The following is a 15840-nucleotide window of genomic DNA, read 5'->3' as shown; positions in this document are numbered from 1 at the left end:
GGTGACGTATGTGATCGCCCTGCCCTGTGTCGATGTGAAGGATCGAGCCTGCGTCGACGAATGCCCCGTCGATTGCATCTACGAGGGTGAGCGCTCGCTCTACATCCATCCCGACGAGTGCGTGGACTGCGGTGCCTGCGAGCCGGTCTGCCCGGTCGAGGCGATCTACTACGAGGACGATCTGCCCGAGGAGTGGGCCGACTACTACAAGGCCAACGTCGAGTTCTTCGACGAGATCGGCTCCCCGGGCGGCGCGGCGAAGGTGGGCGTCATCCACCACGACCACCCGGTCATCGCGGTGCTTCCCCCGCAGGGCGAGTAGTGAGCGTCCGCGACCTCGCCGACTACCCGTGGGATGCGGTGGTCCCGTATCGCGAGCGTGCAGCGCTGCATCCGGGCGGCATCGTCGACCTGTCGATCGGCTCGCCCGTCGACCCCACGCCTGAGGTCGTGCGGCGCGCGCTCGCCGAGGCGACCGACGCGCACGCCTACCCGCAGACGGTCGGCACCCCCGCCCTCCGTGAGGCGATCGCGGACTGGTATGCGCGGCGCCGCGGGGTGCCGGACCTCACCGTGGACAACGTGCTGCCCACGATCGGATCCAAGGAGTTCGTGGCGCTGCTGCCCACGCTTCTCGGGCTGGGTGCGGGCGACATCGTGGTGCATCCGCGGGTCGCGTACCCGACCTACGAGGTCGGCGCACGCGTGGCCGGTGCGACGCCGCTGCCCTCGGATGACCCGGCCGAGTGGCCTGAGGGCACTCGGCTGATCTGGATCAACACCCCGGGGAACCCCGACGGTCGCACCTGGACCACGGGCGAACTCGCCGCGGCCGTGGCTCGTGCCCGCGAGCTCGGCGCGATCCTGGCGAGCGACGAGTGCTACGCCGAGCTCGGCTGGGACGGCCCCTGGGCATCCGAACCGGTGCCCTCGGTGCTCGATCCGCGCGTGACCGGCGGGAATCGCTCCGGCCTGCTGAGCGTGTACTCGCTCAGCAAGCAGTCCAATCTCGCCGGGTACCGCGCCGCGTTCGTCGCCGGATGCCGCACGGTGATCGCCGATCTCCTCACCGCGCGCAAGCACCTGGGGCTCATGCCGCCTCAGCCGGTGCAGCATGCCATGGCCGTCGCCCTCGGCGACGACGAGCACGTCGCCGCGCAGAAGCGGCTCTACCGCGCGCGGCGCGACGCGCTGCTTCCCGCGCTCCAGCAGGCGGGGTTCCGCATCGACGGCTCGGAGGCGGGGCTCTACCTGTGGGCGACCGAGGGGCGGGATGCCTGGGAGTCGATGGGCCGGCTGGCCGATCTCGGCATCCTCGCCGGTCCAGGTCCCTTCTACGGCGGCTTCTCGGGGGAGCATGTGCGGCTCTCGCTCACGGCGTCGCTGGAGCGGATCGAGGCCGGCGCCGCACGTCTGCGCGCGACAGCGCTGTAGGTTCTGTCAGTCATAATCCGCTGTACCTTGGTGGATGTCACAGTTGGCTCATCGCCGGACTAGGCTGTAAAAGCCATACGGTCGCCCTCAGGCCAGTGGTGCCGCGCCTGACAGGCGCAAGAAGACTTTTCGTCCGCCCGCGACTTCGAATCAGCAGGAGGTTTGGCGTGAGCACAGCTCTGCCGGAGAAGGCGACACTCACCGTCGGCGACAGGATCGCCGAGTTCCCCGTCCTTCAGCCCACTTCGGGTGTGGGGAGCATCGACTTCTCGACCCTGACCCGTCAGACCGGCTACACCGGTCTGGACTACGGCTTCGTGAACACCGCATCCGCGAAGTCGTCGATCACCTACATCGACGGCGACAAGGGCATCCTGCGCTACCGCGGGTACCCGATCGAGCAGATCGCGAAGAACTGCAGCTACCTCGAGGTGGCGTGGCTGCTGATCTACGGCGAGCTGCCGACCGCGGACGAGCTGGCGGGCTTCGACGAGCAGATCCGCAAGCACACGCTGCTGCACGAGGACCTCAAGCACTTCTTCTCGGCGCTGCCCGACAACGCGCACCCGATGGCCGTGCTGTCGTCGGCCGTGGCCGCGCTGTCGACCTACTACCAGGACCACTCCGACCCGGCCAACCCCGAGCACGTGGAGCTGAACCAGATCCGCATGCTCGCCAAGCTGCCGGTGATCGCCGCCTATGCGCACAAGAAGAGCGTCGGCCAGGCCTTCCTCTACCCCGACAACTCACTCAGCTTCGTGGACAACTTCCTGAAGCTGAACTTCGGCGTGATGAGCGAGGACTACGAAGTCAACCCCGTCATGTCCAAGGCGCTCGAACTGCTGCTGATCCTGCACGAGGACCACGAGCAGAACGCCTCCACCTCGACGGTGCGCCTGGTCGGGTCCACCGGCGCCAACCAGTTCGCTTCGGTCTCCGCCGGCATCCAGGCGCTGTCCGGGCCGCTGCACGGCGGTGCGAACGAGGCGGTGCTCACGATGCTCGGTCAGATCCGGGAGTCCGGTCAGAGCGTGCAGCGGTTCGTCGAGCGCGTCAAGAACAAGGAGCAGGGCGTGAAGCTGATGGGCTTCGGGCACCGCGTCTACAAGAACTACGACCCGCGCGCCAAGCTCGTGAAGTCGGCCGCCGACGAGGTGCTCGCCTCGCTCGGCGTCAGCGACCCGCTGCTCGACCTGGCGAAGGAGCTCGAGGAGATCGCCCTCGCCGACGAGTACTTCCAGGAGCGCCGCCTGTACCCGAACGTCGACTTCTACACCGGCGTGATCTACAAGGCCATGGGCTTCCCGACCCGCATGTTCACCGTGCTGTTCGCAATCGGCCGGCTGCCCGGCTGGCTCGCGCAGTGGCGCGAGCTGCAGCTCGACCCGCAGACGAAGATCGGCCGCCCGCAGCAGCTGTACGTCGGCGCCCCGGAGCGCTCGTACCCCGGCGCCTGAGCGCACGCAGCGGCCCCGGCATCCGAGGAAGGATGCCGGGGCCGTTTCGCATTCTCGGACGGGCCGCGTGGAGCCCTCACCGAGGACTCAGTGCGTGCGCGGGGCGCCGGAAGGGCGCTGGGCGCGGCGACGACGGTTCCGCGCAGGGGCGGCGCCGTCGTGCGAGGTCGCGGGGTGGCCGTCGTGGCGGCGCGGCTGGCCCGCGGGCGCTGCGGTCTCGCTCGAGTACCGGGTGACCGATCCGCTGCGGGGCACGTCGTTACGGGCGGATGCCTGACCCTGGGCGCCACCGGAACGGCGGCGGCCGGAACGCTGACCGCCCTGTGCGCGGCCCTCCTGCGCGGCCCCCTGTGCCGGGCGACCCTGCTTCTGGCCGCCCTGCTGACCTGCCTGCGGCTTCTTCTTCTGGCCGCCGCCCTGAGGCTGCTTCACGACCGGCACGTACTTGACCTTCGCCGCGCGCTCGCCGACCAGCTCGTCGACGATCGCCGCGGTGACGGGCTCGAGGTCGGCGGTGATCTGCGCCTTGCGCAGCAGGTCCTTGGTGTCGCGGCGCTGCTCGGGCAGCACGACGGTGACGACGGTGCCGGCGGCACCGGCGCGCGCGGTGCGGCCGGAGCGGTGCAGGTACGCCTTGTGCTCCATCGGCGGATCCACGTGCACGACCAGTTCGACGTCGTCGACGTGCACGCCGCGTGCGGCGACGTCGGTCGCCACCAGCACGCGCACGCCGCCCTCGGCGGGGTCGGCCGAGAACGCGGCCAGATTGCGTTCACGTGCGTTCTGGCCCAGGTTGCCGTGCAGGTCGACCGAGGGGATGCCGGCGGCGGTGAGCACCTTGGCCAGCTTCTTGGCCTGGTGCTTGGTCCGTGTGAAGAGGATGCGGCGGCCGAGGCCTGCGGCGAGGTCCTGGACCAGCTGCTTCTTGGCGTCGGCATCGGGCGAGAGCAGCACGCGGTGGGTCATCTCGCCGACGGGCACGCTGGCCTCGTCGACCTCGTGGCTGACGGCGCCTCGCAGGAAGCGCTTGGCGAGCACGTCGATGCCGCGGTCGAGCGTCGCGCTGAACAGCAGGCGCTGACCGCCCTGCGGGGTCGCGGCGAGGATGCGGGTGACGCCGGGCAGGAAGCCGAGGTCGGCCATGTGGTCGGCCTCGTCGAGCACGGCGACCTCGACGGCGTCGAGCTTCACGACGCCCTGCTTCATGAGGTCTTCGAGGCGGCCGGGGCAGGCCACGACGATGTCGGCACCGGCGCGCAGCGCCTGCTCCTGCGGGCGCTGGCTGACGCCGCCGAAGATCGTGGTGACCTTCAGACCGACGGCCTTCGCCAGCGGGGTGACGGTCGCGGCGATCTGCGTGGCGAGCTCGCGGGTCGGCGCGAGCACCAGGCCGCGCGGGTGGCCGGGGCGGCTGCGCTGCGCAGCATCCGTCAGCCGGGCCACGAGCGGCAGCGCGAACGCGATGGTCTTGCCGCTGCCGGTACGGCCGCGGCCGAGCAGATCGCGCCCTGCGAGGGAGTCGGGGAGCGTGTCGCGCTGGATGGCGAACGCCTCGGTCTTGCCGTCGGCTGCGAGCACGGCGGCGAGCGGCGCGGGCACGCCGAGGTCGAGGAAGGAAGGCATAGGGGTATCTCCGTGAAAGGGGCGCGATTCGTTGCGCGAATGGGCGACGGCGCGGGATCGCGCATCGGTTCGCCGCTCGAGAGGATCGCCACCGGCATCCGGGGCGGAACATGTATCGACGACGCAGACGTCTCGCTCAGCGAGGAGCGTCACGTCGACTCTATCAGCCGGCGCCTGTGCGTCCGCTGCTCCTGCAGGCGGCAGCTCCCTGAGGCCGACGTGCTCGCGCTACTTTCTGTCGCTCATGCGCCGCAGATCCGCGTAGCGTGAACGCCGAAGTGCCGCGCGAACACAGAAGTGCAGCACGGACGCCGGCTCAGGCGTGCAGTGCCTCGTTCAGAGTCACGCCGACGCCGGCGCGCTGCTTGGCCTCGATCGCGCCGGTCACAGAGTTGCGCCAGAACAGGATGCCGTTGCGGCCGGAGAGTTCCGCGGCCTTGACCGTCGGCTTGCCGCCGTCGGCGGTGTTCGGCCCGTCGGCGAGGACCACCTTCGAACCGGCGGTGACGTACAGCCCTGCCTCGACGATGCAGTCGTCGCCGAGGGCGATGCCGATGCCCGCATTGGCGCCGAGCAGCGAGCGCTCGCCGATGGAGACGCGCACGGTGCCGCCGCCGGACAGCGTGCCCATGATCGAGGCGCCGGCGCCGATGTCGCTGTTCGCGCCGACGACCACGCCCTGCGAGATGCGTCCCTCGACCATCACGGGGCCGAGCGTCCCGGCGTTGAAGTTCACGAAGCCCTCGTGCATGACGGTCGTGCCGGGGGAGAGGTGTGCGCCCAGTCGCACCCGGGAGGCGTCGGCGATGCGCACGCCCTCCGGCAGCACGTAGTCGGTGAGGCGGGGGAACTTGTCCAGGCCCTGCACCTGGAGGCCGTGGCTCTGCAGCAGCGGGCGGAGGCGCTCGGCCTCGGCGGGCAGCATCGGGCCGGCCGAGGTCCACGCGTTGTTCGGCAGGTGGCCGAAGATCCCGTCCAGGTTCAGCTCGTTCGGGCGGACCAGAAGGCGCGACAGCGCCTGGAGACGCAGGTAGGCATCCGCGGTCGATGCGACAGCGGCGTCGAGGTCGACAGAGGTCTGCACGAGCTCGGTCCGCACGGCGCGGCGCTCGTCGATGTCGGCGAGGGCGCCCCAGGTGTCGGCGGCCGTGGCCGCGTCACCGGCATCCGGCTCGCCGAAGCCGAGCTCGGGGTACCAGGCGTCCAGAACGGTGCCGTCCGCGGCGATGGTCGACAGGCCGATGCCCCAGACAGTGCGCTCAGTGCTCATGCTTCAACGGTAGAGCATCCGAATGGCCGAACTAAGCTGTGAGTCATGGCGCTCGATCCGTCCGTTTCCTCCGTCGAACTCACCCGTGCGATCTGCGATTTCCACAGCGTCTCGGGTGACGAGGCCGCGCTCGCCGACGCGATCGAGGAGGTTGTGCGCAGATGCGCACACCTCGAGGTGATCCGGCACGGGAACACGATCGTCGCCCGCACAGACCTCGGCCGCGAGCAGCGCGTGGTCATCGCGGGGCACATCGACACCGTCCCGATCAATGACAACCTGCCCACCCGTGACATGGAGATCGACGGCGAGGCCTACCTGTGGGGGCGGGGCACCGTCGACATGAAAGCCGGCGTGGCGGTGCAGCTGAAGCTCGCGGTGGAGCTCACCGAGCCCACGGCCGACATCACGTGGATGTGGTACGACAACGAAGAGGTCGAGGCGACGAAGAACGGCCTCGGACTGCTCGCGGCTGTGCGCCCCGATCTGTTCCAGGCCGACTTCGCAATCCTCGGAGAGCCTTCGAACGGCGAGGTCGAGGGCGGATGCAACGGCACGCTGCGCGTCGTCGTGCGCACCCACGGTGTGCGCGCGCACAGCGCCCGTTCCTGGATCGGGGAGAACGCGATCCATGGTGCGGCGCCGGTCCTCGCGAGGCTCGCCGAGTACCGCGCTCGCGAGGTGCCGGTGGAGGGGCTGGTCTACCGCGAGGGCCTGAACGCCGTGAAGATCAGCGGCGGCGTCGCTGGCAACGTGATCCCCGATCTGTGCGAGGTCGAGGTGAACTACCGCTTCGCACCGAGCAAGGACGTCGCCGAGGCCGAAGCGCACGTGCGCAGCGTGTTCGCCGGTTTCGAGGTCGAGGTGACGGATGCCTCGGACGGTGCGCGTCCCGGACTGGACGCGCCGATCGCCAGGGACTTCCTCGCCGCCGTCGACGGCGAGGCTCGGCCGAAGTACGGCTGGACGGACGTGGCTCGCTTCTCGGCGCTCGGCGTCCCCGCGGTGAACTACGGCCCCGGCGACCCGCATCTCGCGCATCATGACGAGGAGCGGGTCCCTGTCGCGCAGATCGACGCCGTCGAGCGCGGACTGCGCGCGTGGCTGACGGCGTCCTGACCCCGGCGATCCGCCGGTGGGTGAGCCTGCCGGTCGCGCTGCGCATCGCCGTCGTCTACGTCGCGGCGCGTGTGGTCACCACGCTCTTCCTGATGGCGGCGGCGGGGGAGTCGACCTCGCTGTCGCGGTTCGGCGCGAGCCCGGGAATCGACGACTTCGTGCTCGGCTGGGACGCGCAGTGGTACTGGTACGTCGCGGAGAACGGCTATCCGACGGAACTGCCGATCACCGAGTCCGGCGATGTCGCGGAGAACGGCTGGGCGTTCATGCCCGTGTTCGCATATGCCGCGAAGGTGCTCGGCCTGGCATTCGGCTCCTGGGGTGCCGGCGCGCTCGCGATCGCGCTGGTGGCCGGCTACCTCGCCTGTCTCGCCCTGCACCGCCTGCTGCGGGACCGGATCGGCGGCTCCGCCGCGATGTGGGCGGTCGTGTTCTTCGCCTCGGGCCCGCTCGCGGCCATGTTCCAGGTCGGGTACGCCGAGTCGCTGTTCGTGCTGCTGCTGCTCGTGTCGCTCGATCTGGTGGCGAGGCGGCGCTACGGCTGGCTGTACCTGCTGATCCCGGTGATGGGGTTCACCCGGCCGGGCATCCTCGCGTTCGCCCTCTATCTCGGGTTGATCGGGATCATGCGCTGGCTGCGTCGTCGGCAGGACCCGCTTCCGGCGCGGGAGGTCGTGCACATCGTGGCGCTCGGAGCGCTGGCGACGGCCGTCGGATTCTCCTGGCAGGGGCTCGCGGCGATCGCGACGGGCGAGCCGAACGCCTACCTCGCCACCGAGCTCGCCTGGCGGCGCAACTGGGGCATGGGCACGGAGTCGTTCCTGCCGTTCGACGGCTTCGTGCAGGCCGCGCAGTTCTGGTTCGCACAGTGGGGGATGCCGGGCTGGGTGGGACTGATCGCGCTGGTGCTGCTCGTGGTCGGTGCGGCGTACGCACTGCTGCGTGCGCGTGCGGTGCGGGCCATCGGCGTCGATCTGCGCCTGTGGAGCGCCAGCTACCTGCTCTACCTGCTCGCGGTGTTCTTCCCGCAGTCCAGCACCTTCCGCCTGCTCATGCCGCTCACTCCGCTGTGGGGTGCGGTCGCGGTGCCGCGCTCGCGCTGGTACCGGCTGACCGTGCTCGGGCTGTGCCTGCTGGCACAGTGGGCGTGGATCCACTTCATGTACGGACTCGGCCAGACCTACTGGCAGGTGCCCTGATGTCGCCCTGTGCACGGGCGCGCGTCGCATCCTGAGAGTGATCTATAGACTTGTCGTATACCACCGAGGAAAGGAAGCCACGATGGCAGCGATGAAGCCGAGGACAGGCGACGGGCCGATGGAGGCCGTGAAGGAGGGCCGCCTCATCATCGTGCGGGTTCCGCTCGAGGGCGGGGGACGACTCGTCGTCTCCGTCAACGACGCTGAAGCGAAGGAGCTCCACGACGTGCTCGGCGCCGTCGTGAGCGCCGCAGCCTGACCTGACACGTGAAGCGGGGCGACGGAGTGATCCGTCGCCCCGCTTCTGCGTCTTCGCGTTACTCGGAGACGCGGGACAGCTGCAGCAGTCCCTCTCCTGCGGAGTTGATCGCGGCGAGAACCGCCGCCGACTCCTGCGTCTCCTGCAGCAGGGAGCGGTACGCGCTCGTCACGGCATCACGCTGCACGGGGTCGGCCGCTCTGCCGCCGGCGAGCACGCGGGGCACGAGCACGAGACCGCCCGGGCGCACCAGGCGCAGGCCGTGCTCGACGTACTCGATGACGCTCTCGGGGGCGGCGGNACGCGCTCGTCACGGCATCACGCTGCACGGGGTCGGCCGCTCTGCCGCCGGCGAGCACGCGGGGCACGAGCACGAGACCGCCCGGGCGCACCAGGCGCAGGCCGTGCTCGACGTACTCGATGACGCTCTCGGGGTCGGCGTCGATGAGCACGATGTCGTAAGACCCCTCGTTCATGCGGGGCAGCACGTCGGCGGCGCGACCGGTGATGAAGCGGGCCCTGGCAGCGGGGATCTTCGCGTCGGCGAAGGACTGCCGTGCGGCGCCGAGGTGCTCGGGCTCGTTGTCGATCGTGGTCAGCACGGCCTGCGGGGCGCCGCGCAGCAGCCACAGGCCCGAGACGCCGGCACCGGTGCCGACCTCGATGATCGACTTCGCCGCGACGGATGCCGCGAGCACGGCGCACTGGGCGCCGATGACCGGGCTCAGCGGCGCGGCGCCGAGTTCGATCGCGTGCGCACGGGCCCGGGCGATGGGGGCGGGTTCGACGACGGTCTCGCGGACGAATCGGGCGTTCGCATCGTTGTCGCTCATGACGGTCTCCAGAGGGGGCGGGGGATTCCCCAAGAATATGCGTCGATTCGGGATCGAAAGGTCAGGCGCGGCGGGTAGCCTGGGGAGATGGATTTCGGGCTCACCTTCGAGAAGCTGCTGCTGATCGGCGTGGTCGCTGTGCTCATCGTCGGACCGGAGCGCCTTCCCGCGCTCGCCGAGAAGTTCGCCAAGTTCGTGCGGCGGGCCGGCGAGTACATCCGCGACACCAAGGGCCGGATGCGCGACGAGATGGGCCCGGAGATCGACGACATCGACTGGCGCAAGCTCGACCCGCGACAGTACGACCCGCGCCGCATCATCCGCGAGGCGCTGCTCGAAGAGCCGACCCCCGCTGCTCCTGCCGCGGCGGCCGCCGTCTCGACCGCCGCCGCGACCACGGCCGCGCCGGTGCTCACCCGCCCCAGCTTCGACAGCAAGACCCCGCCGCCCTTCGACAACGAGGCCACCTGAGCCTGAGCGCGTCAGCGCGGCGCGAAGGGCAGTGACCGGCCCGCCAGGCCCCGGCCCTGCCCGGCGACCGCGTCGGCCAGTGCCGTGATCGCCTGAGCTGCGGAATCCTGGGGCTCCGCCAGCACCACCGGCATCCCGGCATCGCCTCCGACGCGCAAGGCCGGACTGAGCGGGATCGATGCGAGCAGCGGCACCTCGAGCGCCGCGGCGACCTCCGCACCGCCACCCGACCCGAACAGATCGAGCGTCGTGCCGTCGGGCAGGGCGAGCGCGGCCATGTTCTCGACCACGCCGATGACCTTCTGACCCGTGCGACGGGCCACCAGCCCGCTGCGGATCGCGACGTCGGCCGCGGCCGGCTGAGGGGTGGTCACGACGAGCACCTCGGCGTGCGGCAGGATCTGCCCGATCGAGATGGCGATGTCGCCGGTGCCCGGCGGCATGTCGACCAGCAGCACGTCGAGGTCGCCGAAGAACACGTCGGTGAGGAACTGCTGCACGGTGCGGTGCAGCATCGGCCCCCGCCAGGCGACCACCTGCTCGCCGTCGCGCAGGAACATGCCGATCGAGATCGTCTTCACATCGTGCGCCACCGGCGGCAGCATGAGGTCGTCGATGCGGGTGGGCTGGGTGCCCGGCTCGATGCCCAGCAGCCCGGGGATCGAGAACCCGTGCACGTCGGCGTCGATGAGTCCGACACGCAGACCGCGTGCGGCGAGTGCCACGGCGAGGTTCGCGGTCACAGTGGACTTGCCCACCCCGCCCTTGCCGCTGGAGACGAGGATGACCCGGGTCAGCGAATCGGGGCCGAACGGCATCTGGCGGGCGGGCCGTCCGTCGCGCAGCTTCTCGGTGAGCGCACGGCGCTCCTCCGGCGTCATCACGCCGACGTCGACCTGCACGTCGTCGATGCCGGCCACGGACGCCGCGGCATCGCGCACATCCTGCTCGATGCGCTGCGCGGCGGGGCATCCGACGATGGTGAGCACGATCGCGACCTGCGCGGTCGTACCCTCGACGGAGACACCGCGCACCATGTCCAGATCACCGATCGGACGGCGCAGCTCAGGGTCGGTCACCGCCGATACGGCCTGCCGGACGCTGTCAGCCGAGGTCACTTCGTGTGCTCCTGATCGCTGTCGCCATGCGGGGCCTCGAGCTCGGCGAGCAGCAGCTTCAGCTCCTGCCGGAGCACGTCCCGGGTCACGGTCTGCGCGCTGCGCTCCTCGAGCGCGATGCGCAGCGCCACGACCTCCCGGGCGAGGTACTCGGTGTCGGCCATGTTGCGCTCGGCGCGCTGGCGGTCCTGCTCGATCTGCACCCGGTCGCGGTCGTCCTGGCGGTTCTGGGCGAGCAGGATGAGCGGGGCGGCGTAGGAGGCCTGCAGCGACAGCATGAGGGTCAGCGCCGTGAAGCCGAGGGCCGCGTCGTCGAAGCGCAGGTTCTCGGGCATCATCGTGTTCCACGCGATCCACGCCGCGCAGAACAGGGTCAGGATCAGTAGGAAGGTCGGGGTGCCCATCGCCCGGGCGACCCACTCCGTGAACCGGCCGAACCGGTCGCGCGAGGAGGCGGAGGGGCGTGCGGCGACGCCGCGGTCCAGCGGCTTGTCGAGGCGGGGTGCGCGGGCCATCATCGTGCACCTCCGGTCGCGGTCTCGTCGGCGTCATGGGTGCGCCAGTCGTCGGGCAGCAGATAGTCGAGCACGTCGTCGACGCTCACGGCGCCGACGAGGCGGTGCGCGGTGTCGACGACGGGCAGAGACACGAGGTCGTAGCTCGCGAGCATGCGCGCGACTTCGGCGGCGGATGCCGTGGCGGGCACCGGTTCGAGGCTGTCGTCGACGATCGCGCCGAGGCGCTCGTGCGGCGGGTAGCGCAGCATCCGCTGGAAGTGCACCAGGCCCAGCAGGCGACCGGTCGGGGTCTCGTAGGGCGGCAGCGTGACGAACACCGCGGCCGCGAGGGCCGGATGCAGCTCGTGCCGCCGGATCAGCGCTAGTGCCTCGGCGACGGTCGCGTCAGCGGAGAGGATGATCGGCTCCGGGGTCATCAGGCCGCCGGCAGTGTCGGGGCCGTAGCGCAGCAGCATCCGCACGTCCTCGGCCTCCTCCGGCTCCATGAGGGCGAGCAGTTGCTCGAGGCGCTCCGGGGGGAGCTGCGCGAGCAGGTCGGCGGCGTCGTCGGGTTCCATCTCGTCGAGCACGTCCGCTGCGCGCTCGTCGCCGAGGCGATCGAGGATGCCGACCTGGTCGTCCTCGGGCATCTCCTCCAGAGCATCCGCCAGACGCTCGTCGGGCAGCTCCTCGGCCACCTCGATCATGCGCTGCTCCGGCAGGTCGAGGAGGGTCGTCGCGAGGTCTGCGGCGTGCAGCTCCGAGTAGCTGGCCACCAGCTGCTCGGCGGACTGCGCCGCTCCGGGCGTGCGCTGCTCGGCGACCTCGTTCCACGCGGCGAAGGTGGTCGGCCCCTTGGCGAACGGCGAGGCGCTCGTCTTCGGCTTGCGCAGGAACAGCTGGGCGATGGCCCACTCGCCATGCCGGTCCTGCTCGATCGCGACGTCCTCGACCACGGCTGTTCCGCTGCCGTCGGCGAACGCGACCTGCCTGCCGAGGTACTCGGCGAGTACGCGCACCTCGCCGGGGCGCGGCTGGAACCGGCGCACGTTGATGAGCCCTGTCGAGATGACCTGGCCGGCGCGGATCGAGGTGACTCGGCCGATGGACAGGAACACCTGACGGCGGCCGGGGATCTCCACGACCAGGCCGATCACGCGGGGCGCGGCCGAACTTCGGTACACGATGACGACATCCCGGACCTTGCCGAGCCGGTCGCCCACGGGGTCGAAGACGGCGCAGCCGGCCAGGCGCGCGACGAATACCCGTTGTGTGCTCACGGATCCAGAGTAGTGCGCGGGCGGTTGCGCCCTCAGCGGAAGCACCCGCTGCGCTCGGGTGCCGCAGAACACGACGTGGAACAATGGCCGCATGAGCATGCTGAACCGACCGTCGAACGGCGCCGACGTGGGCGAGTTGGTGTCGTCGGTGCCCGATTACGAGAGCGCCCAGAAGACGGTCTCGAAGCTGATCGCCGGTGAGGTGCCCGCGCGCGACATCGCGATCGTCGGCATGGGGGTGCGCACGATCGAGCGAGTGACCGGCCGGCTCGGGTACGCCATGGCGGCGCGGTCGGGAGCGATCAACGGCGTGCTCATCGGACTCTTCCTCTCCGCGATCATGCTGTTCGGCAACCCGGATGCGCCGATCACTCTGTTCCTCGGCTTCATCTTCATCGGCGTGGCGCTCGGCATGATCATGAGCCTGATCACGTTCACCATCGTGCGGCGGCGCCGCGACTTCGCGAGCGTGACGCAGCTCGCGGCGGATCATTACGAGGTGCGCGTGCAGCCCGCCTCGCTCGCGAAGGCCCGTCAGGTCGTCGGCGCGGCGACGCGCCCCGAGCCGGTCCGCCCCGCCGTGAACCTCGACGAACCGCCGAAGTACGGCGAGCGCATCGATCCGGATGCCGCCGACCAGCAGGCCGCTGCGGGCGGCCCGGAGGTGGCGATTCCTCCGCGGCCCGCCGCACCGCCGCTCCCGCCCACGCCGGCACCGCCGGCCTACGGCGAACGCGTGGATGCCGCTCCCGAGTCGTCTCCGGCGGATGCCGCGCAGGAGGAGCAGTCCGAGACGGATGTTGCGGACCCGGGGGCCTCGGGACCGTCGGAGGAGCCCCGCCAGGGGTCCTGAGCGACGCATGAAGATCCCCGTGGAGTTGCCGGCCGGTTCCGTGTCCGCGATCTGGGAACCGGTGGACGGCGGCGACGTCGTGGTGATCGCGCACGGCGCGGGCACCGGTATGGAGCATCCGTTCCTGGTGGGCTTCGCCGAGGCGCTGCGCGCCGAGGGGTTCTCGACCCTGCGCTTCAACTTCCCGTATGTGGATGCCGGGCGCCGCATGCCGGGACCGGCCGCGCAGTCGATCACGACGTGGCGCGGCGTCGTGGCGTGGGTGCGCGCGCAGGCGCAGGATGCCCGGATCTTCGCCTCCGGCAGATCGTACGGCGGGCGCATGGCGTCGATGGCGGTCGCTGAAGGGCTCGAGGTGGATGCGCTCGTGTACCTGGGGTATCCGCTGCATCCGCCCGGGAGGCCGGAGAAGCCGCGCGTCGAGCACCTGCCGGCGATCGTGCCGCCGCAGCTGTTCCTCTCGGGAACGAACGACCCGTTCGTCCAGCCGCAGTCGCAGCTGGAGGAGGCCGTGGCGTCCTGCCAGGACGCCCGGATCGAGTGGGTGGACGGGGGAGGGCACTCCTTCGAGGTGAAGGGGCGCAAGCGCCCGGCATCCGAGATCGGCGCGGCGATCGCACCGGTCGTGGTGGAGTTCCTGACCGCCGTGGCGTGACACGATGGACGGGTGGATCGCATCGCCCTCATCTCCGACGTGCACGGCAATCTGAGTGCGCTCGAGGCGGTGCTCGACGACATTCACGCGCGGGGGATCCATCGCATCTTCAACCTCGGCGACACCGCGGGCAAGGGCCCGAGGGGCGAGGCGGCCGTGCAGCGCTGCCGCGAGGCGTGCGCGGTGAACGTGCGCGGCAACTGGGACGACTTCCTGCGCTTCGTCCCGGACCAGCCGGATGCGGGGGCGGCGCTGCGCTGGTGGCACTCCGAGCTTTCGGCCGACAGCCTGGCGTGGTTGGGAGCGCTGCCGCTCAGCCACGATCTGCTCATGAGCGGGCGGCGCATCCGGCTGTTCCACGCCTCGGCGGAGAGCCCCCACGTGCGTGTGCACTTCCACCACACCCGCGAGGAGTTCTCGGCGATGTTCGAGAACACCGAGATGACCGGCGACGGCCCGGCGCCCGATGTCGTCGGCTACGCAGACATCCACGATGCGTACATCGAGTCGGAGGGCGGCAGGACCCTGTTCAACGTCGGCAGTGTGGGCAATCCGCTGGACGAGCCGACGCCGTCGTACGTCATCCTCGAGGGCGCTCTCGACGCGGAGGATGCCGCGCCCTTCAGCATCCAGTTCGTGCGGGTGCCGTACGACGTCGAGGCCGAGATCGCGGTCGCGGAGGAGATGGCGATGCCCGAGCGCGACGTCTGGGCGGTCGAGCTGCGCACCGCGCGGTATCGGGGGTTCCAGTGAGCGGGGTCGGGTTCCATCACGTCGAGGTCTGGGTCGCGGATGCCGCCGAGTTCGGCGCCTGGGCCTGGTTGATGGAGCGGCTCGGGTTCGAGCTCGTGCAGGAGTGGCCGGAGGGCGTGTCCTGGGCAGCCGGCGGCGCATATCTCACGCTCACCACCTCGCCGAATCTCTCGGACGGTGAGCACGATCGGCGTCGCCCGGGGGTGAATCACGTGGCATTCCACGGCGGTTCGCAGAAAGCCGTGGACGCCCTGATGGCAGATGCTCCGGCCCGTGGCTGGCAGCCGCTGTACGCGGAACGCTATCCTCACGCCGGCGGCGCGGACCATTACGCCGGATGGCTGGAGAACGCGGCCGGTTTCAAGGTCGAAGTGGTCGCGGGCAGGGCAGACGGATGATCACGACGGTGCTCTTCGACCTTGACGGGGTGATCCGCCATTTCGATCCCGAGGTCACCGCGGAGATCGAACGGCGGCACGGGATCGAGCCCGGCAGGCTCATGGAGACGGCTTTCGCAGGAACGGCGGCCGAGGAGCTCACGATCGGACGGCTGCGTCGCGACGAGTGGATCGCCGGTATCGGCGCCTCGCTGGGCTGTCCCGCGGCGGCCGAGGAGTGGGGCGCGCAGCGCGCCCGCCTCGACGAGGACGTGCTCGCGCTCGCCGCGGAGCTGCGCGGCCGCGGCATCCGCGTGGCGATCCTGACCAACGGAACCGACGGCATCCCCGCCGAGATCGACGCGCTCGGCCTGGCGGACTCCTTCGACCCGATCTTCAACTCCGCCGAGATCGGGCACGCGAAGCCGGATGAGCGCGTGTTCGCGCACGTCGTGGACGCACTCGACTGCGCCCCGGAGGATGTCTTCTTCGCTGACGACTCCGCGACGAACACCGCGGCAGCGATCGAGACGGGCATGCTCGCGCATCACTTCGAACACCTCGACGGACTGCGCACGGCGCTGCGCGCGAGCGGCATCGCGGTCAGGTGATGGCACGTGCGTCGTGCGCTCGACGAACGCT

The 15840-nt window shown here is 70.5% G+C and carries 17 protein-coding genes and 1 pseudogene; 12 read left to right on the top strand and 6 right to left on the bottom strand.

Going from position 1 to position 15840, the window contains the following annotated elements:
- Nucleotide 1: 1 nt before the first annotated feature.
- The 3 genes from fdxA (at nucleotide 2) to DY023_RS03120 (ending at nucleotide 2891) form a co-directional block, all read left to right on the top strand.
- A complete protein-coding gene (fdxA, locus tag DY023_RS03130) occupies nucleotides 2–322 on the top strand; it encodes a ferredoxin (RefSeq protein WP_045272231.1) in 321 nt (106 codons plus the stop codon).
- A complete protein-coding gene (dapC, locus tag DY023_RS03125; RefSeq protein WP_116240888.1) occupies nucleotides 322–1434 on the top strand; it encodes a succinyldiaminopimelate transaminase in 1113 nt (370 codons plus the stop codon). Before fdxA ends, dapC begins: the two co-directional genes overlap by 1 nt.
- 167 nt (nucleotides 1435–1601) lie before the next feature.
- On the top strand, nucleotides 1602–2891 hold the full coding sequence (locus DY023_RS03120) for a citrate synthase (protein WP_116240887.1): 1290 nt from the start codon (nucleotides 1602–1604) through the stop codon (nucleotides 2889–2891).
- An 87-nt stretch (nucleotides 2892–2978) separates the two neighbouring features.
- Here DY023_RS03120 and DY023_RS03115 read toward each other — a convergent pair whose 3' ends face one another.
- Together DY023_RS03115 and dapD are read right to left on the bottom strand one after the other, a co-directional pair.
- Complete coding sequence (locus DY023_RS03115) at nucleotides 2979–4514, bottom strand: DEAD/DEAH box helicase (RefSeq protein ID WP_116240886.1); 1536 nt, start codon at nucleotides 4512–4514, stop codon at nucleotides 2979–2981.
- A gap of 316 nt (nucleotides 4515–4830) precedes the next feature.
- Nucleotides 4831–5784 carry a 2,3,4,5-tetrahydropyridine-2,6-dicarboxylate N-succinyltransferase gene (dapD, locus tag DY023_RS03105; protein WP_116240884.1) on the bottom strand — a complete coding sequence of 318 codons (954 nt, stop codon included), beginning with the start codon at nucleotides 5782–5784 and terminating at the stop codon, nucleotides 4831–4833.
- A 45-nt stretch (nucleotides 5785–5829) separates the two neighbouring features.
- Here dapD and dapE point away from each other — a divergent pair, with 45 nt between their 5' ends.
- The 3 genes from dapE (at nucleotide 5830) to DY023_RS03090 (ending at nucleotide 8361) form a co-directional block, all read left to right on the top strand.
- Nucleotides 5830–6903, top strand: a complete 1074-nt coding sequence (gene dapE, locus DY023_RS03100; protein ID WP_116240883.1) for a succinyl-diaminopimelate desuccinylase — start codon at nucleotides 5830–5832, stop codon at nucleotides 6901–6903.
- Nucleotides 6885–8102 carry a hypothetical protein gene (locus tag DY023_RS03095; RefSeq protein WP_116240882.1) on the top strand — a complete coding sequence of 406 codons (1218 nt, stop codon included), beginning with the start codon at nucleotides 6885–6887 and terminating at the stop codon, nucleotides 8100–8102. The genes dapE and DY023_RS03095 overlap by 19 nt, the downstream gene beginning before the upstream one ends.
- An 82-nt stretch (nucleotides 8103–8184) precedes the next feature.
- A complete protein-coding gene (locus DY023_RS03090; RefSeq protein ID WP_116240881.1) occupies nucleotides 8185–8361 on the top strand; it encodes a DUF3117 domain-containing protein in 177 nt (58 codons plus the stop codon).
- 296 nt (nucleotides 8362–8657) lie between these two features.
- Here the strand turns inward: DY023_RS03090 and DY023_RS03085 are convergent.
- Nucleotides 8658–9194: pseudogene (locus DY023_RS03085) on the bottom strand (O-methyltransferase); the annotation flags it as partial.
- Between the two features lie 87 nt (nucleotides 9195–9281).
- Between DY023_RS03085 and DY023_RS03080 the strand changes: the two are divergent.
- Nucleotides 9282–9665, top strand: a complete 384-nt coding sequence (locus DY023_RS03080; RefSeq protein ID WP_116240879.1) for a twin-arginine translocase TatA/TatE family subunit — start codon at nucleotides 9282–9284, stop codon at nucleotides 9663–9665.
- Between the two features lie 11 nt (nucleotides 9666–9676).
- Here the strand turns inward: DY023_RS03080 and DY023_RS03075 are convergent, their stop codons facing one another.
- The 3 genes from DY023_RS03075 to DY023_RS03065 are packed head-to-tail and all read right to left on the bottom strand — an operon-like array spanning nucleotide 9677 to nucleotide 12560.
- Nucleotides 9677–10783, bottom strand: coding sequence for an Mrp/NBP35 family ATP-binding protein (locus DY023_RS03075; protein ID WP_116240878.1), 1107 nt, complete (start codon nucleotides 10781–10783; stop codon nucleotides 9677–9679).
- The gene (locus DY023_RS03070; protein ID WP_116240877.1) at nucleotides 10780–11298 is read right to left on the bottom strand and encodes a DUF1003 domain-containing protein; all 519 of its coding nucleotides are present in this window, start codon (nucleotides 11296–11298) and stop codon (nucleotides 10780–10782) included. The genes DY023_RS03075 and DY023_RS03070 overlap by 4 nt, the downstream gene beginning before the upstream one ends.
- A complete protein-coding gene (locus tag DY023_RS03065) occupies nucleotides 11298–12560 on the bottom strand; it encodes a magnesium transporter MgtE N-terminal domain-containing protein (protein ID WP_116240876.1) in 1263 nt (420 codons plus the stop codon). The genes DY023_RS03070 and DY023_RS03065 overlap by 1 nt, the downstream gene beginning before the upstream one ends.
- Before the next feature lie 91 nt (nucleotides 12561–12651).
- On the opposite strand from DY023_RS03065, the gene DY023_RS03060 reads away from it, so the two are divergent.
- From DY023_RS03060 to DY023_RS03040, 5 genes are read left to right on the top strand one after another with little or no spacing between them, the layout of a single operon-like run.
- Nucleotides 12652–13413 carry a YflT domain-containing protein gene (locus DY023_RS03060; RefSeq protein WP_245958565.1) on the top strand — a complete coding sequence of 254 codons (762 nt, stop codon included), beginning with the start codon at nucleotides 12652–12654 and terminating at the stop codon, nucleotides 13411–13413.
- 7 nt (nucleotides 13414–13420) lie between these two features.
- Nucleotides 13421–14068 carry an alpha/beta hydrolase family protein gene (locus tag DY023_RS03055; protein WP_116240875.1) on the top strand — a complete coding sequence of 216 codons (648 nt, stop codon included), beginning with the start codon at nucleotides 13421–13423 and terminating at the stop codon, nucleotides 14066–14068.
- A 12-nt stretch (nucleotides 14069–14080) separates the two neighbouring features.
- Nucleotides 14081–14821 carry a metallophosphoesterase family protein gene (locus DY023_RS03050; RefSeq protein WP_116240874.1) on the top strand — a complete coding sequence of 247 codons (741 nt, stop codon included), beginning with the start codon at nucleotides 14081–14083 and terminating at the stop codon, nucleotides 14819–14821.
- Nucleotides 14818–15219 (top strand): VOC family protein, encoded by a 402-nt coding sequence (locus DY023_RS03045; RefSeq protein ID WP_116240873.1) that lies wholly within the window; start codon nucleotides 14818–14820, stop codon nucleotides 15217–15219. The genes DY023_RS03050 and DY023_RS03045 overlap by 4 nt, the downstream gene beginning before the upstream one ends.
- A gap of 8 nt (nucleotides 15220–15227) precedes the next feature.
- On the top strand, nucleotides 15228–15809 hold the full coding sequence (locus DY023_RS03040) for an HAD-IA family hydrolase (protein ID WP_245958564.1): 582 nt from the start codon (nucleotides 15228–15230) through the stop codon (nucleotides 15807–15809).
- Nucleotides 15810–15840: the final 31 nt, after the last annotated feature.

This window comes from Microbacterium bovistercoris (genome assembly GCF_003387575.1).
In the GTDB taxonomy this organism is placed as follows: Bacteria; Actinomycetota; Actinomycetes; order Actinomycetales; family Microbacteriaceae; genus Microbacterium; species Microbacterium bovistercoris.
Note: the sequence above shows the minus strand (reverse complement) of the source record. Positions and strands in the feature narration are given on the sequence as shown.

Bases quoted from the DNA above. Each gene is read 5' to 3' on its own strand.
- DY023_RS03115 (WP_116240886.1), bottom strand. From the start codon at position 4,514: ATGCCTTCCTTCCTCGACCTCGGCGTGCCCGCGCCGCTCGCCGCCGTG.
- dapD (WP_116240884.1), bottom strand. From the start codon at position 5,784: ATGAGCACTGAGCGCACTGTCTGGGGCATCGGCCTGTCGACCATCGCC.
- dapE (WP_116240883.1), top strand. From the start codon at position 5,830: ATGGCGCTCGATCCGTCCGTTTCCTCCGTCGAACTCACCCGTGCGATC.
- DY023_RS03090 (WP_116240881.1), top strand. From the start codon at position 8,185: ATGGCAGCGATGAAGCCGAGGACAGGCGACGGGCCGATGGAGGCCGTG.
- DY023_RS03080 (WP_116240879.1), top strand. From the start codon at position 9,282: ATGGATTTCGGGCTCACCTTCGAGAAGCTGCTGCTGATCGGCGTGGTC.
- DY023_RS03070 (WP_116240877.1), bottom strand. From the start codon at position 11,298: ATGGCCCGCGCACCCCGCCTCGACAAGCCGCTGGACCGCGGCGTCGCC.
- DY023_RS03060 (WP_245958565.1), top strand. From the start codon at position 12,652: ATGAGCATGCTGAACCGACCGTCGAACGGCGCCGACGTGGGCGAGTTG.
- DY023_RS03055 (WP_116240875.1), top strand. From the start codon at position 13,421: ATGAAGATCCCCGTGGAGTTGCCGGCCGGTTCCGTGTCCGCGATCTGG.